The following is a 20,609-nucleotide window of genomic DNA, read 5'->3' as shown; positions in this document are numbered from 1 at the left end:
ACATGAAACGTTAATCTTGTCCGACACAAAAATAGCCAACATGAAACATTGGCTATTTTGTGCAGAATTGAGGATACCTTATGCAGTTAAAGCAAGTTTAGCGCCAAACATTAAGAAAACGGCACCGATGCAACTATTTGAGAATTTGGACAGTGTTTTATTATGCTTAACCATATTGGTGACGGCTATTGCGCCAAATATCAACATGGATAAATAAATCATGCTACAGAACTCTAAAATCACGCCAAGAATAAAAAATGGCACTGCTGCACTTGGATACGCAGGATCAATAAATTGAATAAAAAATGAGACATAAAAAATAATCATTTTAGGGTTTAGTAAACTTAAAAATACCGCTTTTTTGTACGTACCTTTCGTCGCTAAAATAATGCTATCGACATCAGTACCCTGCTCTTTTTTATGAAATACGGAATATAAAGTTTTTATCCCTAAATAAAATAAATAAGCGGCACCAGCATATTTAATCACACTAAAAAATACTGGTGATGTTTTAACTAATGAAGCCACACCTAAAAATGATAAAAATATGAGCAATGCATCTCCTGTAAAGACACCTAATGCCGCTTTATAACCATTCTTTACACCATATTTTGCACTGCTAGTTAGAACAAATAAAGAATTAGGACCTGGTACTAGTGTTATAAAAATCACACCAATAAGATAAGTCCATAAGTTTGTAATACCGAAATTTTCAAGCATAAGAAACTCGCTAACCCAATAAAAGTTATAACAAAAAATTCACATTACTTCTGCATGGTTACTATAATACATTGAATTTATTTTTAGCGAAAGATACCACCAGCAAAATGAACAACTATGAGATATTTGACCACAAACAAAAACAAAAATAGGTTATCTAGCAATTCTATGATTGTAAAATCGGAATATAAAACCAAAAATCAATCATAAAATAGCAGTGTACTGAAAAAAAATTTCTGCCAGTTAAAAATTTCAAAAAAAGCCAGCCAGGCGATTAAAAACGCCAAAACTAACGATTAAATAGTCTTAGTGAATTATTTTAAATTTAGAGATATAACATTGAAGGTGGTTTTTATGAATTAATGCATTCTTTATTGTTTTTTTATAACTCATCAGATTATTTGGGCTACTTGTATCATCAAAATGAAATACGTATTTTAAATCAAAAACAAAGCTTAATAGGTGTTAGTTTAATATGGATTCTCAACAAAAAAATAATTGGCAGCGTGAAATGATCGATGGAGCCGTTCATGCAGCGCCATTGCATCTTGCAGTTATTCCATGGGGTGTTCTGGCTGGCTCAATGGCCGTGGAAGCCGGTTTTGATTTTTGGCAAAGTATCGCTATGTCAGCGATGATTTTTGCTGGCGCCGCACAACTTGTCACTCTAGGGCTTATTAATTCAGGGGCTGGATACATTACTATTATTATTTCTGTTTTTTTTATTACCTCACAGCATCTGCTTTATGGGTTAACCATGCGCTCCCATGTGAAAGACTTCACTACACCTCAACGGATCGGCATTGGTTTTTTACTCACTGATGAGCTTTTTGCTATCAGCGCAGCAAAACGACAAGCCCTTACTTTTCCCTATTTATTTGGTGTAGGTTTTAGTTTCTATGTTGTTTGGATAGTCACCAGCTTTTGTGGGATTGTCATGGCCAATTTTGTCAGCGATCTTAGTCGGTTGCATCTCGACTTTTCCGTTGTTGCGACTTTATTAGCGATTGTTGTTCCACTAACAAAAAAAATCAGCACTGTTTGTGGCGTATTATTCTCTTTAATTACGGCTGTCGTGCTATCTGCCTATTCGATTAGCAGTGCAATCGTTATAGCCGGAGTCGGTGGTATGTTTATTTCTGTGGCTATTTCTCGCTTACTTAAGGAAGAAAAATGATCTGGGCTCTGATTATTACCTTAACCGTAATTGTTTTTTCCTTACGTTATGTTTTTTTAATTCCACAATTACCCGTTAGGTTGCCATTAATTATTCGTCAAGCATTAAGCTATTCAGCACCTTGCTTGCTTACCGCAATCTGTGCACCCGTCATTTTATTAGAAAATAATGAAATGCGCAGTTTTCCTGATAATCCTTATTTATGGGGTGCACTATTTTGTGTTGTTGCAGCATCATTACTAAAAAATATGCTATTAACGGTCGGGCTCACACTCATCTTTTTTTATGGGCTGATTTATTTTATGGCTTAAATACAAGCACCTATATTTGAATATATGAAGCAAAGGCGTAAACCTTTGCTTTATCGCATTATTCCCGACATAATAAAACCTCTCATCAAACAGTTCCCTCGTGTCTTACGATGAAAAGCTTCGCAATGAAAAGTCTGATAGCGGTGAAGGCTACCGTTGATTCTATTTATTACTGCACCAATTTTATTGTTAATAATATTAACAAATAATGGATAAATTATAACCATGTTGAATAATTATGTTTTACGAAGTGTTCGCTATATGTTGGATTTGAGTGATGCTCAAATGGTCAAAATCGTAGAACTCGCAGGCCTCACTGTCACTAAAGAAGAAATGGTCAAGTGGCTAAAAAAAGAAACTGACCATGACTATGCTGAATGTAATGATAATGTTATGGGTCATTTTTTAAATGGCTTAATTTTCCATCGCCGTGGAAAAGATGAAAATCACCCTGTACCTGAAGTCGAAGAGCGTATTAATAATAATATCATGCTCAAAAAATTACGTGTTGCTTTCGAGCTGAAAGACACTGATATGATTGAAATCTTCCAACTCGTTGATTTTCGTGTATCTAAACCTGAGCTTAATGCGGTATTCCGTAAGCCAGGACACAAAAACTATCGCAATTGTGGTGATCAATTACTGAGATATTTTCTAAATGGTCTAACCATTCGTCTGCGTGGCCTGCCACCTACAGCAAAATAATCGATAATTTTAATAATCCATCTTAAATCAAATTAATATTGCTACATCTTACTCAATACGAATTTGAATATTTTACTCCTCCATCACATTTGTCTATACTATATAAGACAAATGTCGGAGGAGATTAAAATGAGAAACTATATCCCTACCCCCCCTACGTCAAATATTGCACTGGCAATCAAGCCGTTATGGCGTTTTGCAGGTCTCCCTGCTGAGCGTGGCATTGAGCTTACCCACTTCTTACGTCAAGGACTGTCAGTCAGCGTATTAGACGATATCCAAGAATGGTCTGGCATGACTAAAAGTGAATTATTACGGATCTCAGGTATTAACGAGCGCAATATTTCTCGACGTAAAAATGCAGGTCAGCCACTGAATATTGATGAAAGTGAGCGGATAGCACGTTTAGTCCGTGTATTTGACGCCGCAGTACGCCTATTTAACGGTGATAAAACGGCTGCCACAAATTGGCTAAATCAACCAGTAAAAGGTTTGGGGCATATACGCCCAATTGAACTCATCGCTACTGAAAGTGGCGCTCTTGAGGTTATCGATTTAATTGGTCGCATCGAGCATGGCGTATTTTCATGATTTTATATCGGCTTATCAAATCAGAGTTTGCCCATGACGCGTGGTCTGGGCAAGGTGCTCGACTATATGGTGGGCGCTGGAACCACAAAGGAACACCTGCGGTTTATGCATCAACACAAATTTCATTAGCCGCACTAGAAATACTGGTACACATCAACCAAGAGCAGTTATTACAGCGTTATAGTTTGTTTTCTATTGAAATAAATGACAAACAAGCCATGAAGTTATCAATAGAAAACTTACCTGTAGATTGGCAACAAGACCCCGCACCAACCTCCACAATTGATATCGGGACAACCTGGTTGAATAACCAAGATAGCCTTGTACTACTTGTTCCTTCGGGTATCATTCCCTATGAATACAATGCCATTATTAATCCAAACCATCCGCAGTTTGCAAAGGCTCTTCAAAACGTTAAGCCCCTTGATTTTAACTTTGATCCTAGGCTCAAATAATTGAATTTAACTAACAACAAATTAGATGTGTTCTATAAGATAATGTAAAAATGCATCAATTTTCGGAGATAATGCACGGTTACTTGCATAAATCGCCCTCAATTCAATCGGTGCTGGCTTATAATTCATAAAGCTAATAACTTTGAGCTTTCCTTGTTTTATCTGTGCCTGACAAGGCTCTAACGCTAAAATAGCATAACCAACACCGTTTAAAGCCGCTACATTAGCCAATATCCCACTATTCACTCGAAATTGACTATTAATATTAACTTTTTTTTGTAATCCATTTTTATCAATAAAAATCCAAGGTTGACCTTGTAATGCACTGAAACTGGAAATACAAGGCATATCTGCTAATTTTTCAGTAGTTTCAGGCTTACCTGTCTTTAAAATAAGTTCTGGCGCGGCAACGACAACACTTTCCCATGATTTAATTAACCGTGAATGATAACTACTGTCTTTCAACTCACCTCGATGAAAGGTCAGCAAGAGATCTATATCATCACTAATTACATCGAGAGGCATTAATTGAGTATCACAATGAATAGCTAACTGAGGATGAGCTAATGCAAATTTGGCAAGTACATCGGCTAATAATTGACTACCAAATTCGCTAGGAATTGTTAAGCGCAGCATCCCTGTTAATCGCTGAGGATGACGAATTTTTTGAAGAGTTTCATCAAGTTCAATATACAGTTTTTGGCTTTGTTGTAACAACATAGTACCTTGTTCGGTTAACCGCATACGTCGAGTCGTACGTTCAATCAATCGGCAACTTAATTGTTCTTCTAACTGCTTAATTCCACGGCTTACATTAGATGTTGGCATAGAAAGCTGTTTTGCTGCATGGGCAAAACTACCTAATGTGGCGACAGAAACAAATATCTTTAATAAATTCAGATCCACTGACATCACTCAATACCCAACAATTTGCTTTATACCAACTTGAATTAATAACATTAGCAATAGCCGAATGCCATAATTTTTTGATAACGTTCAGCCAATAAAGTATCAATATCAAGCTGGTTTAGTGCCATTAAATCTGCTAGCAATTGTTGTTTCAGATTTTTAGCCGCTTGCTGATAATCGCGATGAGCACCACCAAGTGGTTCAGGGATAATAGTATCAATAATACCAAGCTCTTTAAGCCGAGTTGCCGTAAGTCCCATCACTTCAGCGGCAATCTGTGCCTTTTGAGCATCTTTCCATAAAATAGATGCACAACCTTCTGGCGAAATTGCAGCATAAGTACTGTATTCCAACATATTTATACGGTCACCCACACCAATTGCCAATGCACCACCAGAGCAACCTTCTCCCGTAATGACACAAATAATCGGCGTTTTTAAGCAAGACATCTCCATGATATTACGGGCAATTGCTTCAGCTTGCCCACGTTCCTCGGCACCAACACCAGGGTATGCGCCAGCAGAATCAATAAAAATAATCACAGGTAAATGAAAGCGCTCGGCCATCTTCATTAAACGAAGTGCCTTTCGATATCCCTCAGGTGATGGCATACCAAAGTTACGCATGACTTTTTCCTTAGTGCTGCGCCCTTTTTGCTGGCCAATAACCATCACCGGCTTGTCATCTAATCGCGCCAATCCTCCCACTAATGCCTTATCATCAGCAAACATGCGGTCGCCTGCAAGCTCTTGAAATTCCGTGAATATCAAAGAGACATAATCAAGGGTATAAGGCCTGAGAGGATGCCTCGCAAGCTGCACGACCTCCCACGCGCCTAACGATGAAAATATCGTTTTAGTTAGCGCATGACATTTGTTTTTAAGCAGCTTTATTTCTTCTTCGAGTTTAATTTCAGATGGGTGTCCCGATTGTTTAAATGCAATTAATGCATCAATTTTTTCATTAAGTTCAACAATCGGTTTTTCAAAAGCAAGAAATTGAGTAGACATAGGAACCTTAAAATCAATAATGCAATTTGAAGAGTATAATCAGATATTCCATCCCATTCTATAGCAGAATATAGGATTAATTGTTATCAATAATGGCATAATAAAAATGTACCAATCACAGTTACGTTTTTTTGCGATTCATTTTCAAACTTGTTTCCATTATTTTTTGGAAATTAGGACACAGTAAATGATTTTCTTCAGGGCAATTTGCAATATGTAATATTCCGTCTTTTAATACAGTCAAACTGGCAATTGTCTTTTCAATTTCGTCGGCTTTCGTCATTAAGTTGGCACGCTCTATATTAAGGCCATCTTTATGGTTTAGCATTTTACCAATTTCATCGAGAGAAAATTTAGCTTGTTGCCCCATGCTAATTAATGCTAAACGGGTCATAACATTTTTACTATGATAAATACGTTTAAGTCCCTTACGGCCAATAGGCTTAATCAACCCTTTCTCTTCATAATAACGAAGAGTTGAAGGCGCTAGACCCGATAATTGACTTACTTGGGAAATATCGAGTTCATCGTTCATCATGTTATAACCTAACTTATTAAGATTAAGACGATTCAATTTAACTTTTGGCGTAAGAGTATTGTTATAGAACCATTCATGAAAACTTCCTTTTCTTCTACGTAACCGACTTTTTTAGCAACACGTAATGAAGCCGTATTATCCGGATCGATAAAACAAATGGTTTGTTCGAATTTATTTTGTGATTTTAGCCATATCAATGCGCCCTTCATGGCTTCAGTGGCATATCCTTGCCCATGATGTTCTGGTGCAATTACCCATCCCCCCTCAGGTATCCCTTTTACTGAAGGTTCGACAACGCGATGAAAGTCAGCAAAACCAAGATCGCCAAGATATAACCCTGTCGCTTTATCACGTACGGCCCAATATCCAAATCCTAACAATGGCCATAAACCACCATAATTAAGCATTCTCATCCAAGATTCTCGCTCGGTGGATGGAACGCCTGTAATAAATTCAGCCACTGAATTACTCGCCCAAAGTCGAGTTAAACTAGGAAAATCATTAAGCTCATGTTTTGATAAAATTAAACGTTCTGTTTCAACGACTGGAATAAAATCCATTAATCACTTCTCCGCGCTATCTAAAAGGTGGCTCATCAAAGGTTCGCAATTTTCTAGAGTGTAATTTATCCCCTTCCTGCCTTAATAAATCAATGGCTCGGATCCCTATCTGTAAGTGCTCAGAAATAGCGCCCTCGTAAAAACTATTAGCCTGCCCTGGTAATTTAATTTCACCATGTAACGGCTTATCAGAAACACATAACAAAGTGCCATAAGGTACACGAAAACGGTAACCTTGCGCGGCAATAGTTGCGCTTTCCATATCGACAGCAACAGCTCGACTTAAGCTAAAACGACGTGCAGTTGCAAAAAAACGCAGCTCCCAGTTACGATCATCCGTAGTAACAACGGTACCCGTGCGTAAACGCTGTTTAACCAACTCTCCGGGCATGTTGCTCACTTGCTTGGTTGCGTCGTATAAAGCACGTTGTACTTCCGCTATGCTTGGAATAGGAATATCTGGCGGTAATACATCATCCAGTATGTGATCATCACGTAAATAAGCATGGGCAAGAACATAATCGCCAATTTTTTGGCTTTCACGTAAACCACCACAGTGACCAATCATTAACCAAGTATGAGGGCGTAAAACAGCCAAATGGTCACAGATATTTTTTGCATTAGAAGGCCCAACACCAATATTGACCAGTGTAATGCCAGCGCCATCTTTTGCAATAAGATGATATGCAGGCATTTGGAATCTTTTCCAAGTTAAATCTGATATTGCAATCTGTGGATCCGCATTTTCATCAGTAAGGTAGTTATGCCCCACGCAGGACAATGCGATATAACGACTATCTGGATCTTTAATCTGCTCACAAGCCCAACTCACAAATTCATCCACATAACGATTATAATTAGTGAATAAAATATAAGGCTGAACATGCTCCGGCGGTGTTCCTGTGTAATGTTTTAGCCGCGCCAATGAAAAATCAACACGTAAAGCATCAAAATGAGACAACGGCATTTTATCCGTAGCATGATACAAACCATCGGTTATATCATCACTAATATCGGCTAGATCAGTAATAGGGAAATGTGTGGCTAGGCTGCTACTCATGCTTCTATCAAGTACTAAGTCAGAACCATCAATAACAAAAGGATAAGGAATTTCTATTTTGGAAGGACGCACAGTAAAAGAAACATCATAGTCCTGCTGTAAAATAGTCAATTGATCAACTAAATAAGCGCGAAACAACTCAGGTTGCGTTATTGTGATACTGTAATCACCCCGCTTTACAAAGCGTGCATAAGCACGAGTTTTTTCACAATGATCAACTTTACCATGCCACGAGACACAAAGTTCAGGATAAGCAAACAACCCATTTTCTCTGGCTTCTGTGTCTGGTATACGCCCTTCATTAACGTAAATTGCGATAGAATCTCTTAATGATTCAATCGCACTCGAATATAAAGATGAAAGTTTCTCTAAAACATCCTCAATAGATAGGTTTTCATATTTCTGGCATTTTTCCAAAGACACACTCAACTCCTTTTCAAATATCGTCATCACTCGATAACATAGTGTAACTGTAAGGAGGTTGCAAAATATATCTCAATACTTTTAAAACATGATTGTATCTTTGAAGAAACTAATGCATCACTAACGTCAAAACAAGAGGTAATGTCAGTATTGCGGTTATTGTTTGTAGTGTAATAATTCCCGCCATCAATTGACTATCACCTTTTAATTGTCTTGTTAAAATGTAAGCTGTTGGGGCGGTTGGAATAGAAAAAAAGATCGCTAATAGTACCGTTTCAAGTTCGGGTAATGAAAATAAATAAGCCATAAATATCGCTAAACTAGGCATAGCCAATAAGCGAATTAGTGTCGTCACTATTATAGGCTTAAACTCATTTTTTAACGTTGCCGTTTGTAATGCCCCACCAATACAAATCAACCCAAGAGGTAAACTCGCCGCAGCAAGCAATCTTAATAGCTGATCAGAACCAAATGGCAAACCAATGGGTGATAAGTTTAATAAAATTCCGAGAAAACAAGAAATGATCAATGGATTTTTAATTATCGGCAGAAAAAGCTGTTGAATAGAGACCTTCTTACCCGCACTTAATGACAGCACAGCAATAATATTGGTACTCGGTACTAAAATTGCCATGATAACCGCAGCTATCGCTATCCCTTCCGTGCCAAACAAATCAGCAATTATCGCTAAACCTAAATAAGTATTAAAACGAGTGACTCCCTGAATGTAAGCACCAAATCGGCCAATTGTTATTTTAAATAAATATTTATTCACTAAAACTAACAAGGAGCTAACAGCTAAAATAAAGAATATTGCGCTCGCTAAGAACGGTAATTTAGGATTATCAAGCGGCGCCGTCGCTAGGCTATTCATCAGCAAAGCTGGAAACAAAATAAAATAATTTAGCTTTTCCGCACTCGGCCAAAAATCAACAGAAAAAAGTGCCGTTCGACGTAAAGCAAACCCCATTGCAATAAGTGCAAACAATGGCCATAACACCAATAAAATCTTTTCCATAATCGATTATTTTATTTCTTTCATAGTATTAAGCGAATAAAGACTTTAAGTTTAACGTTAACGAAATGTGAATGTTAGGTAAAAAAAGCGCTAATAATACGCTTTATGAGTGAGTATTCATTTATTTCCCTGTAATCAAAACTAGATCACATTTAAATATTAATAAGTACACCTTTATTTTCAACGTCGTATAAATGCATAAAAATTAAACTAAAATTAATAGAGTTAAACATTATCTAATCTAGAATTTAAAATAACATTTGCCTGCCGTGATTATTTTATGTATTTTTATTCACTATAAATGCATAAAAAAGAGGTTTGTATGTTTAAGAAATTAGTTTTTGCGGGATGTATGACACTCGCCGCATTCTCAGGGAATGTTTACGCTAAAGAGAGCTATACCGTAGGTTCTGGTGGAACTTATCGTCCATTTGAATTTGAAAATAGTCAAAAACAGCTCGAAGGCTTTGATATCGATATTATTAAGGCTATTGCTGACGTCGAGGGCTTTGATGTCAAACTCATTAATACCCCTTGGGAGGGTATTTTTGCCACATTATCCACCGGTGACAGAGATATTATAATCTCAGGTATTACGATCACAGATAAACGTAAAAATATGGTAGATTTTTCTAAACCCTATTTCCCTGCGGAACAAGCTATTGTCATCGGTGAAATGTCTACGGTAACTGATTTAAATAGTTTGAAAAAATTAAATGTTGGTGTGGTCAATTCAAGTACAGGCGATATTGTCGTTTCTGACGTTATTGGCAAAAATAGCACATCAATAAAACGTTTTGATAATACTCCATTACTATTACAAGAATTGTACGAGGATGGTATTGATGCCGCGGTTGGAGATGTCGGTGTCATTAAATATTACATCAAGACTCACCCAGAAAAAAAATTCAAATTAGTTTACGACAACCAATTTGAGAAGCAATATTTTGGTATCGCGGTTGCAAAAGGAAATACTGAGCTGCAACAAAAAATAAATAATGGACTAGATAAAATTGTTGAAAATGGTACTTATAATAAAATCTACCAAAAATGGTTTGATGAAAACGTCCCTGAATTACCAAAACAATAACCATATTTAGTTTCAAGCCATCTAAGGGTGGCTTTTTCTCGTTTATATCAGGGTGATCATTAAGATGTCTGCTTTTCGTTGGGAAATAATTGAAGAATACGCCCCGCTATTTGTCGAGGGCGCAATGATGACAATCAAATGTACGATTATTTGCGTTATTTTAGGTTCACTTTGGGGATTAACTCTTGGTTTAGGGCGCACAGCCAAAGCAGAACAAGGGGTATGGAAACCTATTTTACGTTATTGTGTTCAATGGCCAGTTCGTTTCTATGTCAGCGCCTTTCGCGGTACCCCGCTATTCGTACAAATAATGGTGGTTCATTTTGCATTAGTCCCTTTATTTATCAATCCTCGTGATGGTATCTTTGTAACTTCAGGACTCATGTCCATCGATACCGCACGTATGTTACGTTCTGACTATGGCGCATTTCTATCATGTATTGTTGCTATTACTTTAAATTCAGGTGCCTACGTCTCTGAAATTTTTCGTGCTGGTATTCAATCTATTGATAAAGGGCAAATGGAAGCCTCTCGTGCATTGGGTATGAGCTGGGCGAAGACAATGCGCAAAGTCATTTTACCGCAAGCCTTCCGCCGGATCCTTCCTCCACTAGGAAATAATGCAATTGCTATTGTTAAAGATTCTTCTTTAGCTTCTGCCATCGGTTTAGCAGATTTAGCCTACGCAGCAAGAACAGTATCAGGGGCTTATGCAACTTATTGGGAACCATACTTAACAATTTCAGTAATTTACTGGGTGCTGACATTTATCCTTGCTCAGCTCGTGCAATATATGGAAAGAAGGTTGGGCCGCAGTGATCTACGTTAATAATTTACAGAAAAAATTTGGTGAAACCCACGTATTAAGAGGAATTTCCTGTGAGATTAAACCTCAAGAAGTTATCTGCGTAATAGGCCCTTCAGGTTCAGGTAAAAGTACTTTTTTACGCTGCTTAAATGCCTTAGAAAGACCTGATGGCGGTGAAATTCGAGTCAATGGCTTTGATGTTCATGATCCTAAAACTGACCTGAATAAGATGCGTGAAAATATCGGGATGGTTTTCCAGCGCTTTAATTTATTTCCTCATATGACTGTGCTTGATAATTTAACTATGGCACCTATCTCAGTCAAAGGATTAAAGAAATCACAAGCATTGGAAAAAGCAGAACAACTTTTAATCAAAGTGGGTTTATTGGATAAAATAGACGCATGGCCTGCGAGTCTCTCTGGGGGACAACAACAACGTGTGGCAATAGCTCGCGCACTTGCAATGCAACCGTCTATTTTATTGTTTGATGAACCCACTTCAGCGCTAGATCCTGAACTGGTAGGTGAAGTACTTGCCGTAATGAAAATCCTTGCAACCGAAGGGATGACCATGGTTATCGTCACTCATGAAATGGGATTTGCTAAAGAGGTTGCCGACCGTGTTATTTTCATTGACCAAGGTATTATCCAAGAAGAAGGCACACCTCAACAATTATTCACTTCACCGAAAAATCCACGTACCGCCGAGTTTTTAAGTAAAGTCCTATAATGAATGAGGTACAGTAAATTCTTTCTAGCCAACAAATAACGAAAAGCCCGTTGTTAGCCTAAACAACGGGTCAGTAAAATAAATACTGAAATGTAGGTAGAACGACTAACTTTATATACTTACAGTGGCATTCGATACTCAATAACACCCGGTTTTTCAGCCACCCAATTATATAATTTTTGTCCACGTAAATTAGTTTCTTGTGTGTGCCAATACAATCTTCCACACTCTTGTTGTTGAGCTTGTTCATGAACAAATTCAATTAGCTGCTTGCCTACATGCTTTCCTCTCACTTCTGGCGTTACATAAAGGTCTTCTAAGTAACAAAAATTATTTTTTGCCCATGTTGAGCGATGATATGTGTAGTTAACAAAACCAACGACTTTATCGCCATCAATAGCAACAGCACAATACATTGGTTCATTATTATCAAAAAATCGTTCCCACGCTTTCAATGTAACATCTTCATCTAAATCTACTTTATAGAATTCTTGATACTTTAACCAATAAACTAACCATTGTGGATAATGTTCTTGTGACGCAAACTCAACTGTTACAGGCAATGCTGCATTATTCATAATAACCCTTCCTTTAGTAGACATATTAGATAATGACGTTATAGTACATATCAATTTGGTACTGTATAAGACACACTTTTAGCATTTAAATAGGGTCCACTTTTATGCGGCGTAAACCACAAGCGCAGTTTCCATTACTACTTTTAGAGGAAAGATTACTAAAAGAAGGGAATATCAAAGAAAGTGTATATCACACTATCCGTAACGCTATTCTTGATGGGCGATTAAATGCAGGAATTAAGCTACCGTCAACCAGAGCATTGGCTGAAATGATGTCCATTTCACGTAATTCTGTTATCGCAGGATTTGAACGATTATCAGATGAAGGGTATTTATATTCTAAGCAAGGTTCTGGAACTTATATTTCAAATAACCTGCCTGACGAGTTAGTCAAAACCAATAATCGCCTACACGCCCTCGATAAACCTAAATATCATGCACTAAATCTTAGTCCGACTGTCGATAATCTCACCAATTCGTGGGTTCAATCACGACCGTGTACGGATAAACACCAAATGTTTAATATTGGTATTGGTTGCGTTGATCAATTTCCGCATGAACTTTGGGGTCGATTATTAGGCCGTGTTTGGCGAAAATCAAAACATGCCATTACTCTTTACAATCACCCTGATGGCTATACCCCTCTTAAAAAACTATTGGTCGACTATGTTCTTTCAACCCGTGGCGTACACTGTTCAGAAGAACAGATTATTATTGTAAATGGCACACAACAAGCAATAAATTTAGCCGCCAGAGTATTGTTAAAACAAGGAGACAAAGTTTGGCTTGATGACCCAGGTTATGATAGTGCAAAGGCGATTTTAACGGGTTTAGGTGCTGAAGTAGCCCCAATATTCTCTGACCAAGAAGGAATGAATATTGCCTATGGAGCAACACATCATCCTGAAGCTAAACTTATTTATACGACACCATCCCATCAATTTCCACTTGGTGGCACATTAAGTTTATCCCGCCGTTTAGCCTTACTTGACTGGGCTCAAAAAAATAATGCATGGATTTTTGAGGATGATTACAACAGTGAGTTTCGTTTTTTATCTAAGCCTATTCAAGCACTACAAGGACTCGATAATCATCAGCGGGTTATTTATGCAGGTACTTTTTCAAAAATGATGTACCCCGGTTTTCGCTTAGGATTTTTAATTGTGCCACGAATGCTAAGTGATGCATTTACTATGATGAAATATTACAGTGACAGTCAGTGTAGTTATTTAGAACAAGCCGCTTTAGCTCAATTTATTCAAGAAGGCCATTACGCACGGCATGTCAGAAAAATACGGAAAATATGTTATGAACGCCAAAATGCTTTTTTTAAGGCAATTAACTTATATTTACCCGATATATTTGATGTAGAAATGACAGATTCAGGGATCCACACGGTATGTTGGATCAAACAAGGTTATGACCTTCATGTTATTTTAGAACAGTGTCGCCTATTAAATTTTGGTGCCCAACCCCTAGCTAGATATTGCATCAAGAGTAAAAATAATAATGCCATTTTATTTGGTTACGCTGCCCACACAGAATTAAAGATTACAAATAGTATTCAAGCACTCAGCGAAAAATTACGGAACATATACCCTATATAAACATAGGGCTATTTTAAGCCTTTTTCTGATTGCGACAATTCACCAATTGTTTATAACATAACCTCAATGCAGCTTTTTAAATCACCTTGAGGTGTGTTGATGACAAAGATTAATTACCCTTATGACCTAGAAGTCGGGGATATCATTTTTACCAGTATTGGTAACGAGTTATTTCGCCAAATTGCATCTGCTTCATTATGTTGGAGCAATCACGTTGGCATGATTATTGGGCATAATGGCGAAGATTATTTAATTGCAGAAAGTCGTATACCATTATCCACCACAACTACCCTTTCACGTTTTATTTCACGTTCTAATAATAACCGTTATGGGATCCGTCGTTTAGCCACACCACTGACTACAGAACAAAAATTAGCATTAGTATCCCAAGTCCCTACAAGACTCAATAAGCTTTACCACACGGGCTTTGATTATGATTCATCAAGACAATTTTGTTCAAAATTTGTATTTGAACTCTATGATACTGCACTCAATATTCAAGTTGGTAAAAAAGAAACTTTTCAAGAATTATTAGGCAAAAATCCGAATGCAAAATTAAATTTCTGGAAATTCTGGTTTATCGGTCAGATCCCATGGGAACGCACGACAGTCACTCCTGCCAGCTTATGGCACCACCCTGAATTGTCACTTATTTATAGAAGCCATGAAGATATTCATTAATGACTTTTAACTAAAGTGCACTTTTGAGCCTTTTTTTGATTAAAATACACACAAAAAAAAGGCACTCGCCCCCGAGTGCCTTTAGACTACAACCTACTGAATTTATAGATAAATACTACTATTCAGCGGTTCTGGTACTTGTGCGGATTAGGTAGTCAAATGCGCTAAGTGCGGCGTTCTAAAAGTGAGTTAAATAATTGATTTAAATGGATTTAGTCAATGGTTAATGTCCACATATTGACCACACTTATAAAGCCTCTTTTGATAAGAGGCTTTCTTTTTGCCTATTTTTCAATATATTTAGGTTTCTCAATCAAGATTTCACTAACCGCAAGAGCGATTGACCTCAAGGTAGATCATTTAAGTTTTATATTTTGTTTAAAAAACAATAGCAGGCAAAAATATTTTTTTTCCTAAAAAATATTAATTTTTAGAGTTAAAAATCAAATAATCTCCCCTTGAAAAAATCCATGAAAAAATCCATGAAAAAATCCATGAATAAATCCACTACCATTTAACTAATTTACTGATAATATTGCTAATACTTATCATTATCTTAAACCTACAACTAGACTATTTTAGTTAGAGAATATTATGAAAATATCACGAGTAACAGTTAAAGGCCTATTTGGAATCTTTAATCATGACATTCCATTAACACAAGAAAGTGGAATTACTATAATTATTGGCGAAAATGGCTTAGGTAAAACAGTAATTCTTGAATCTATAAACGCTTTTTTTGGTCGAAATTATATTTTCTTTACAAAATTAAAATTCGAGAGGTTCACCTTCCATTTCGATACGTCTGACTGCTGGCACTTAATCAAAAAAGAAACCGCTAATGGTATCGCCCTTTCAATTGCTAAAGATAGCACCACAAATCCTCTGCCAAAGCTTAAATACGATAAAATATTTCAGCACACTGAAGATCTTAGAAGAATTAGAAAATTTGAAAAAGACAGGATTTTAAGGCGTGAATATGAACTAAAACATATGCTAATGGATAGTACAAGGGAGGACCTAAATAGATATATGTACGAACGAGAAATGATGGAACGAGTGTTAATAGAACGCATTAATGAACAAGAGAGAAATTCCCCCCCAAGATGGTTTACTGAAGCACTACCCAACATTAGTGTTCGTTTGATTGAAACACAACGTATCATATCTCCCAAAGAAACTGGGGGTGAATCTTATGTAAGTACAGTTAAAAACTGCTCTGGTGAGCTAAAAGAATTTATATCAAAAGCAATCAAGGAGTCTTCTGATATATCCTCTGGCTTAGATAGTACATATCCAAGCCGAGTAATATCAAAACTTCGAGAAAAAACAGAATATACTTATGACGAATTAAACAAAGCTTTACTAGCTCTAGATGAAAAACGAAAAAATCTTTCTTCCGCAGGTCTAGTAGTAGATGCTCAAAACTCTGTTTTACCAAAAGTTGAAGAAAGCCAAGATAATTTAATTACACTTCTTAAACTTCATATTGATGATAGTTATGATAAACTTCAGCCATATGATGACCTTTCTCTTAAAATTACTTTGCTTAGAAAAATAATAAACACGCGATTCAAACATAAAAAATTAGAAATAAGTAAAGATGAAGGCTTTGTTTTTCGTTCAACAGTAATTAAAGACGGGGATATATTTGCAAAAATTCTTCCGTCTAAACTTTCTTCTGGTGAACAGCATGAGTTAGTTCTTTTTTATAAATTGATTTTTTCATCTAGTGCTAACGATCTTATTTTAATCGATGAACCTGAGCTATCACTTCATATTTCTTGGCAAAATAAATTTATTGCAGATCTTAAGGAAGTAGCCTCTCTAAATTCATTTTCTGCGGTAATTGCTACGCACTCCCCAGATATTATTTCTGAGAATTGGGATTTAAAAATCGAGTTAACTGGAGTCGAGTAAATGGAACAGGATATAACAGCATATAGAATTGCGAACTCAATAATGCAGGAGGGAAAATTCGAAGGTGGTGTATACTTATTAGTCGAAGGAGTAAAAGACATAAAGGTTTATGGCCGCTTAACTAATGAAAAGACTGCAAGAATTAAGCAAACATACGGAAAATATAAACAAAGAAGAGTTTATGATATCCTTACTGAGCGTGGATTCGATTCTAAGCTTTGTATACGAGATGCTGATTTTTTAAGAGTTCCGGGAAATGATAAATTTATCGAAAACTTTAATAAAAATATATTTGTAACTGATGGGCATGACTCCGAAATAATGATAATTTCAAGCGATGCTTTAAACAATCTTTTACTTATCACATCTAGTTCTGAAAAAATTAAAGCTTTTGAAGAAAAATATAAATGTAATATTCGTGAATTCATACTTGAATTAGCAAAACCTATTGGATACCTACGTTTTGCTAATAAAAAGTATAACCTTGGGTTATCATTTAAACCCGAGCGTCCTGAGGGAAAAAAAATAAAGTATAAAAAATTCATTTGCGATAAGGAGTTTAAATATATCGGGATAGAAACAATGATAAATATAATATATGAGTATTCAAAAAATCGTGGACAAGAAGTTGCCTCCCGAAATTTTATTATGGAAAAATACCTCGAAGTGATGAAGATTGATATACCTATCATAGAACTTGCAAATGGACACGATGTTTCAGAAATTATTTCAATAATAATATCTAAAGGCTTAAAAAGTGATAGTTTATTAGTTTCCGATCAGGAAACTACAGAAAGCTCTCTAGCTCTTGCATATGAACTTAGGCATTTTCAAGATTCTAATCTATTTATTAACATTCAAAACTGGTCTGCAAAAAATGGAATTTCAATAATAAAATCATAATGCTATTCTTTTTTGAACAGGTGTTTTTAGTAATCTTAAAACTGAAGTTGCGGGGACGTACTAAAATATAGCCTTTATCCCCCACATCAAAACATCTCCATCTGTTTCTCTCCCCGATGTGATTTAGGCAACTCATCCATCGGGATTTCAAAGCCTTCTGGCAGCTCTTGGGGGATTGTTTTTGTGAGATAAATCTCTACTGAGGTTATTGTCGTAAAAGAGCAGCCACACAGCAAATTTTGGCATTGGTGATAGCTTCTACGGGTTTCACTACTCATGGATTTACTGGTTTTGGTATAAGTCACAGCGCCGCACTGGGGACAATTGAACGCCATTTTATAGCCTTGGATTATGAGTATGCCTGCGATTATTATAATCAATTATGTTTCGCTTTGCTCGTCATCCGTCATATCAATATCTTTGATTTTTATCTCGAGTTCTAAATGGGTAATAAACCCGCCGCCATCAACCGTATGAACAACTCGGCTAATCACCCATTGGTGACTATCAATGGTCGGTTTAAAGCCTGTCACGGTCACTGGCATCTCAGGATAAAGGTCTGCGCGCCCCTCGGCTAAGGTGATATTAAATTCTGCTACACCTCTTTGTAATTTTGACCATTTGGCCGCGGCGGCACGTTTGGCTGATTCCTCGTTTTTAAAGGTTTGTCGCATCACAAAAACATTCCCCTCTGCGCCCTCGATGTAATCGCCCTCTTTTTTGCTCGACTTCTCTTTTTTGGGCTTTTGCTTACGTTTGAGATTGGTTTTCTTTTGTTTACCGTAGTTCAAATCTAACCAATAGGCTTGTACACCGGTGTACGCTTGCCGGTCAGCTAATCGGAAATAATGTCTATCCCCACTTTCCCGCATGATGGTGATCACTGGTAACGGCTTACCACTTTGGGTGACGCCTTGATTTGGTACGATAAATAACAAACTGCCGTTTTTAATGGTAGCTATCGCGCCGAGCATTTCAGCCATTCTCGTTAAAAAGCTAATATCGCTCTCATTGGTTTGGTCCGCATGGTCAATTTCAATGTGCATCAGTTGCTTGCTAACTGCGGGGTTGAGGTTATAGCGCCCTGCTATCGCGCTGATTACATCAGGCACCTTGATATCGTGCCAACTGTATTCACGTTTGACGTTGAAGTCTTGCCGAAAATCCGCACTACGAGCGGTAACAGTGATTTGGTCAGGCGGGCCTGAATGACTAATTTCATCAACGGTATACATCCCTTTATGTACCAAGGCTTCCCCCTGCCAGCCAAGGGAAACGGAAATTTCAGCCCCACGCACCGGTAATGCAATTTTATCGTCGGTATCATCAATCGTAAGTTCTAACGTATCGGCCTCAAATCCGCGATTATCGGTTAATATTAATGACATTAGCCGGTCATTGACGCTTAATAGTTGCACGCCCCCGACCGTTAAATCAAATGCAGGAACTTTGACCAAATTCCCCTCAGTCCAATCCGTAAAAGACATATTTACCACCTAGCCAATTCAATATGCCTAGATTGTCGTCGCGCGCGTAGGTGAGCAATCATTCGTGGTTCTCTGGTGCCTGTGAGAACCCTAAGTGCATGATTTGTTATCAAACATCCCTGAGAATAAAGATAAATAGACATCAGGAGATAATAACGATGGCCGTATATCATCACGGTGTTGAAGTCCATGAAACCACCGACCTCAGCACCCTTATTCGAGATATCGACACTTCCGTGATTGGGATTGTCTGCACCGCAGAAGATGCCGACCCCGATGCGTTCCCACTCGATACCCCCGTGTTAGTCACACGCATTAAAACGGTACTCAGTAAAGCGGGTAAAACCGGCACGCTTTACACCACATTGAAAGCCATTGATGACCAATGTAGTCCAAAAATAGTCATTGTACGTGTCGCTGAAGCAAAATACGGTGACGAAAAGACACAAGATCAATTGGTGATTGGTGGCACTGGTGACGATGGCCGTTATACCGGCCTTTATGCATTATTAACCGCAGAGGCCAATATCGGGGAACGTCCACGCATTTTGGCAGTACCAAAATTGGACACCAAGCCGGTTGCCATGCAGCTTGCTATTTTTGCCGAACAAATCAAAGCTTTTGCTTATATCAGCGCGAACGGCTGTAAAACCATCGCCGAGGCGAAGAAATATCGTGAGGATTTTAATCAACGCGAAGTGATGATCATCTACCCTGAGTTTATCGCCTACAACGTACAAAGCGGTAAAAATGAGACCATCCCAGCCACCGCTTACGCCATTGGTTTACGTGCCAAGATTGATGCAGAACAAGGCTGGCATAAGTCAATTTCCAACGTGCCAGTGAATGGTGTTCTCGGAATAAGTGCAGATATTTACTGGACGCTACAAGGTAAAGACACCGACGCCAATGATTTAAACAGCCATCAAATCACCACGTTAATTAAGCGCGATGGCTACCGTATTTGGGGCAATCGCACCGGCGATAATGAAACTTATACTTTTGAAGTGTATACCCGCACCGCACAAATCTTGGCTGAAATGATCGCCGAGGCGCATTTTAGTTATATCGACAAAACACTCACCCCCTCACTGGTGAAAGATATTGTTGATGGGATCAACCGCAAAGGCGCGCAATTAGTCACTCAAGGGCGTTTATTAGGCTTCCAATGCTGGTATGACCCATCGGATAACCCGAAAGAAAACTTACGCGATGGCAAGGCGCACATTCGCTATAAATACACCCCCGTACCGCCACTGGAAAACCTGTCTTTAACGCAGGAATTCACTGACGAATATTTCACTGTTTTCGACCAACTGGGCTAAGGA

The 20,609-nt window shown here is 37.7% G+C and carries 23 protein-coding genes; 13 read left to right on the top strand and 10 right to left on the bottom strand.

What is annotated here, in order from left to right; all coding sequences use genetic code 11:
• Positions 1 to 78: 78 nt before the first annotated feature.
• A complete protein-coding gene (gene leuE / locus DD649_RS03610; protein ID WP_294103697.1) occupies positions 79 to 720 on the bottom strand; it encodes a leucine efflux protein LeuE in 642 nt (213 codons plus the stop codon).
• 475 nt (positions 721 to 1,195) lie between these two features.
• Here leuE and DD649_RS03605 point away from each other — a divergent pair, with 475 nt between their 5' ends.
• The 5 genes from DD649_RS03605 to DD649_RS03585 all read left to right on the top strand — a co-directional run bounded on the left by DD649_RS03605 (position 1,196) and on the right by DD649_RS03585 (position 3,959).
• The gene (locus DD649_RS03605; RefSeq protein ID WP_336429100.1) at positions 1,196 to 1,897 is read left to right on the top strand and encodes an AzlC family ABC transporter permease; all 702 of its coding nucleotides are present in this window, start codon (positions 1,196 to 1,198) and stop codon (positions 1,895 to 1,897) included.
• Positions 1,894 to 2,208 carry an AzlD domain-containing protein gene (locus tag DD649_RS03600; protein WP_294103692.1) on the top strand — a complete coding sequence of 105 codons (315 nt, stop codon included), beginning with the start codon at positions 1,894 to 1,896 and terminating at the stop codon, positions 2,206 to 2,208. Before DD649_RS03605 ends, DD649_RS03600 begins: the two co-directional genes overlap by 4 nt.
• Positions 2,209 to 2,433: 225 nt before the next feature.
• On the top strand, positions 2,434 to 2,913 hold the full coding sequence (locus tag DD649_RS03595; protein WP_294103690.1) for a DUF1456 family protein: 480 nt from the start codon (positions 2,434 to 2,436) through the stop codon (positions 2,911 to 2,913).
• Positions 2,914 to 3,042: 129 nt separating this feature from the next.
• Entirely contained in the window at positions 3,043 to 3,504 is a 462-nt protein-coding gene (locus tag DD649_RS03590; protein WP_336429096.1) for an antitoxin Xre-like helix-turn-helix domain-containing protein, read from the top strand.
• Positions 3,501 to 3,959: an RES domain-containing protein gene (locus DD649_RS03585; protein ID WP_294103689.1), complete on the top strand. Its 459-nt coding sequence runs from the start codon at positions 3,501 to 3,503 to the stop codon at positions 3,957 to 3,959. Before DD649_RS03590 ends, DD649_RS03585 begins: the two co-directional genes overlap by 4 nt.
• Before the next feature lie 21 nt (positions 3,960 to 3,980).
• Here DD649_RS03585 and DD649_RS03580 read toward each other — a convergent pair whose 3' ends face one another.
• The 6 genes from DD649_RS03580 to DD649_RS03555 all read right to left on the bottom strand — a co-directional run bounded on the left by DD649_RS03580 (position 3,981) and on the right by DD649_RS03555 (position 9,477).
• Positions 3,981 to 4,871 carry a LysR family transcriptional regulator gene (locus DD649_RS03580; RefSeq protein ID WP_294103687.1) on the bottom strand — a complete coding sequence of 297 codons (891 nt, stop codon included), beginning with the start codon at positions 4,869 to 4,871 and terminating at the stop codon, positions 3,981 to 3,983.
• Positions 4,872 to 4,918: 47 nt separating this feature from the next.
• On the bottom strand, positions 4,919 to 5,878 hold the full coding sequence (accA, locus tag DD649_RS03575) for an acetyl-CoA carboxylase carboxyl transferase subunit alpha (protein WP_294103685.1): 960 nt from the start codon (positions 5,876 to 5,878) through the stop codon (positions 4,919 to 4,921).
• Positions 5,879 to 5,999: 121 nt separating this feature from the next.
• A complete protein-coding gene (locus DD649_RS03570) occupies positions 6,000 to 6,416 on the bottom strand; it encodes a helix-turn-helix domain-containing protein (RefSeq protein WP_336429092.1) in 417 nt (138 codons plus the stop codon).
• Positions 6,417 to 6,448: 32 nt separating this feature from the next.
• The gene (locus DD649_RS03565; RefSeq protein WP_336429089.1) at positions 6,449 to 6,976 is read right to left on the bottom strand and encodes a GNAT family N-acetyltransferase; all 528 of its coding nucleotides are present in this window, start codon (positions 6,974 to 6,976) and stop codon (positions 6,449 to 6,451) included.
• A gap of 16 nt (positions 6,977 to 6,992) precedes the next feature.
• Positions 6,993 to 8,486, bottom strand: coding sequence for an AMP nucleosidase (locus tag DD649_RS03560; protein WP_294103901.1), 1,494 nt, complete (start codon positions 8,484 to 8,486; stop codon positions 6,993 to 6,995).
• Between the two features lie 82 nt (positions 8,487 to 8,568).
• On the bottom strand, positions 8,569 to 9,477 hold the full coding sequence (locus DD649_RS03555; protein ID WP_294103682.1) for an AEC family transporter: 909 nt from the start codon (positions 9,475 to 9,477) through the stop codon (positions 8,569 to 8,571).
• A gap of 352 nt (positions 9,478 to 9,829) precedes the next feature.
• Between DD649_RS03555 and DD649_RS03550 the strand changes: the two genes are divergently transcribed.
• From DD649_RS03550 to DD649_RS03540, 3 genes are all read left to right on the top strand, one after another.
• Positions 9,830 to 10,567 (top strand): basic amino acid ABC transporter substrate-binding protein, encoded by a 738-nt coding sequence (locus DD649_RS03550; protein WP_294103898.1) that lies wholly within the window; start codon positions 9,830 to 9,832, stop codon positions 10,565 to 10,567.
• A gap of 64 nt (positions 10,568 to 10,631) precedes the next feature.
• Positions 10,632 to 11,396, top strand: coding sequence for an amino acid ABC transporter permease (locus tag DD649_RS03545; protein ID WP_294103681.1), 765 nt, complete (start codon positions 10,632 to 10,634; stop codon positions 11,394 to 11,396).
• The gene (locus tag DD649_RS03540) at positions 11,383 to 12,105 is read left to right on the top strand and encodes an amino acid ABC transporter ATP-binding protein (RefSeq protein ID WP_294103679.1); all 723 of its coding nucleotides are present in this window, start codon (positions 11,383 to 11,385) and stop codon (positions 12,103 to 12,105) included. Before DD649_RS03545 ends, DD649_RS03540 begins: the two co-directional genes overlap by 14 nt.
• A 119-nt stretch (positions 12,106 to 12,224) precedes the next feature.
• Here the strand turns inward: DD649_RS03540 and DD649_RS03535 are convergent, their stop codons facing one another.
• Positions 12,225 to 12,683, bottom strand: a complete 459-nt coding sequence (locus DD649_RS03535; protein WP_294103677.1) for a GNAT family N-acetyltransferase — start codon at positions 12,681 to 12,683, stop codon at positions 12,225 to 12,227.
• 104 nt (positions 12,684 to 12,787) lie between these two features.
• Here DD649_RS03535 and DD649_RS03530 point away from each other — a divergent pair, with 104 nt between their 5' ends.
• The 4 genes from DD649_RS03530 (at position 12,788) to DD649_RS03515 (ending at position 17,794) form a co-directional block, all read left to right on the top strand.
• The gene (locus DD649_RS03530; RefSeq protein ID WP_294103675.1) at positions 12,788 to 14,290 is read left to right on the top strand and encodes a PLP-dependent aminotransferase family protein; all 1,503 of its coding nucleotides are present in this window, start codon (positions 12,788 to 12,790) and stop codon (positions 14,288 to 14,290) included.
• 99 nt (positions 14,291 to 14,389) lie between these two features.
• Positions 14,390 to 14,971, top strand: coding sequence for a YebB family permuted papain-like enzyme (locus DD649_RS03525; RefSeq protein WP_294103673.1), 582 nt, complete (start codon positions 14,390 to 14,392; stop codon positions 14,969 to 14,971).
• A 594-nt stretch (positions 14,972 to 15,565) separates the two neighbouring features.
• Positions 15,566 to 16,891 (top strand): AAA family ATPase, encoded by a 1,326-nt coding sequence (locus tag DD649_RS03520; protein WP_294103672.1) that lies wholly within the window; start codon positions 15,566 to 15,568, stop codon positions 16,889 to 16,891.
• Positions 16,892 to 17,794: a DUF4435 domain-containing protein gene (locus DD649_RS03515; RefSeq protein ID WP_294103670.1), complete on the top strand. Its 903-nt coding sequence runs from the start codon at positions 16,892 to 16,894 to the stop codon at positions 17,792 to 17,794.
• Positions 17,795 to 17,880: 86 nt separating this feature from the next.
• Here DD649_RS03515 and DD649_RS03510 read toward each other — a convergent pair whose 3' ends face one another.
• Together DD649_RS03510 and DD649_RS03505 are read right to left on the bottom strand one after the other, a co-directional pair.
• Positions 17,881 to 18,129, bottom strand: coding sequence for an ogr/Delta-like zinc finger family protein (locus DD649_RS03510; RefSeq protein ID WP_272533977.1), 249 nt, complete (start codon positions 18,127 to 18,129; stop codon positions 17,881 to 17,883).
• 45 nt (positions 18,130 to 18,174) lie between these two features.
• The gene (locus DD649_RS03505) at positions 18,175 to 19,281 is read right to left on the bottom strand and encodes a phage late control D family protein (RefSeq protein ID WP_294103666.1); all 1,107 of its coding nucleotides are present in this window, start codon (positions 19,279 to 19,281) and stop codon (positions 18,175 to 18,177) included.
• Positions 19,282 to 19,439: 158 nt separating this feature from the next.
• Here DD649_RS03505 and DD649_RS03500 point away from each other — a divergent pair, with 158 nt between their 5' ends.
• Positions 19,440 to 20,606, top strand: a complete 1,167-nt coding sequence (locus tag DD649_RS03500; RefSeq protein WP_294103663.1) for a phage tail sheath subtilisin-like domain-containing protein — start codon at positions 19,440 to 19,442, stop codon at positions 20,604 to 20,606.
• The last annotated feature ends 3 nt before the right edge of the window (positions 20,607 to 20,609 follow it).

The sequence above is a fragment of the Providencia sp. genome, from assembly GCF_003533305.1.
Lineage (GTDB): Bacteria > Pseudomonadota > Gammaproteobacteria > Enterobacterales > Enterobacteriaceae > Providencia.
This window is presented reverse-complemented; position numbering and strand designations above follow the sequence as displayed.

Excerpts from the sequence above, each read along its gene's own strand:
- leuE (WP_294103697.1), bottom strand. The coding sequence starts at position 720 with ATGCTTGAAAATTTCGGTATTACAAACTTATGGACTTATCTTATTGGT.
- DD649_RS03605 (WP_336429100.1), top strand. The coding sequence starts at position 1,196 with ATGGATTCTCAACAAAAAAATAATTGGCAGCGTGAAATGATCGATGGA.
- DD649_RS03600 (WP_294103692.1), top strand. The coding sequence starts at position 1,894 with ATGATCTGGGCTCTGATTATTACCTTAACCGTAATTGTTTTTTCCTTA.
- DD649_RS03595 (WP_294103690.1), top strand. The coding sequence starts at position 2,434 with ATGTTGAATAATTATGTTTTACGAAGTGTTCGCTATATGTTGGATTTG.
- DD649_RS03590 (WP_336429096.1), top strand. The coding sequence starts at position 3,043 with ATGAGAAACTATATCCCTACCCCCCCTACGTCAAATATTGCACTGGCA.
- DD649_RS03585 (WP_294103689.1), top strand. The coding sequence starts at position 3,501 with ATGATTTTATATCGGCTTATCAAATCAGAGTTTGCCCATGACGCGTGG.
- DD649_RS03580 (WP_294103687.1), bottom strand. The coding sequence starts at position 4,871 with ATGTCAGTGGATCTGAATTTATTAAAGATATTTGTTTCTGTCGCCACA.
- accA (WP_294103685.1), bottom strand. The coding sequence starts at position 5,878 with ATGTCTACTCAATTTCTTGCTTTTGAAAAACCGATTGTTGAACTTAAT.
- DD649_RS03570 (WP_336429092.1), bottom strand. The coding sequence starts at position 6,416 with ATGATGAACGATGAACTCGATATTTCCCAAGTAAGTCAATTATCGGGT.
- DD649_RS03565 (WP_336429089.1), bottom strand. The coding sequence starts at position 6,976 with ATGGATTTTATTCCAGTCGTTGAAACAGAACGTTTAATTTTATCAAAA.
- DD649_RS03560 (WP_294103901.1), bottom strand. The coding sequence starts at position 8,486 with ATGACGATATTTGAAAAGGAGTTGAGTGTGTCTTTGGAAAAATGCCAG.
- DD649_RS03555 (WP_294103682.1), bottom strand. The coding sequence starts at position 9,477 with ATGGAAAAGATTTTATTGGTGTTATGGCCATTGTTTGCACTTATTGCA.
- DD649_RS03550 (WP_294103898.1), top strand. The coding sequence starts at position 9,830 with ATGACACTCGCCGCATTCTCAGGGAATGTTTACGCTAAAGAGAGCTAT.
- DD649_RS03545 (WP_294103681.1), top strand. The coding sequence starts at position 10,632 with ATGTCTGCTTTTCGTTGGGAAATAATTGAAGAATACGCCCCGCTATTT.
- DD649_RS03535 (WP_294103677.1), bottom strand. The coding sequence starts at position 12,683 with ATGAATAATGCAGCATTGCCTGTAACAGTTGAGTTTGCGTCACAAGAA.
- DD649_RS03530 (WP_294103675.1), top strand. The coding sequence starts at position 12,788 with ATGCGGCGTAAACCACAAGCGCAGTTTCCATTACTACTTTTAGAGGAA.
- DD649_RS03525 (WP_294103673.1), top strand. The coding sequence starts at position 14,390 with ATGACAAAGATTAATTACCCTTATGACCTAGAAGTCGGGGATATCATT.
- DD649_RS03520 (WP_294103672.1), top strand. The coding sequence starts at position 15,566 with ATGAAAATATCACGAGTAACAGTTAAAGGCCTATTTGGAATCTTTAAT.
- DD649_RS03515 (WP_294103670.1), top strand. The coding sequence starts at position 16,892 with ATGGAACAGGATATAACAGCATATAGAATTGCGAACTCAATAATGCAG.
- DD649_RS03510 (WP_272533977.1), bottom strand. The coding sequence starts at position 18,129 with ATGGCGTTCAATTGTCCCCAGTGCGGCGCTGTGACTTATACCAAAACC.
- DD649_RS03505 (WP_294103666.1), bottom strand. The coding sequence starts at position 19,281 with ATGTCTTTTACGGATTGGACTGAGGGGAATTTGGTCAAAGTTCCTGCA.
- DD649_RS03500 (WP_294103663.1), top strand. The coding sequence starts at position 19,440 with ATGGCCGTATATCATCACGGTGTTGAAGTCCATGAAACCACCGACCTC.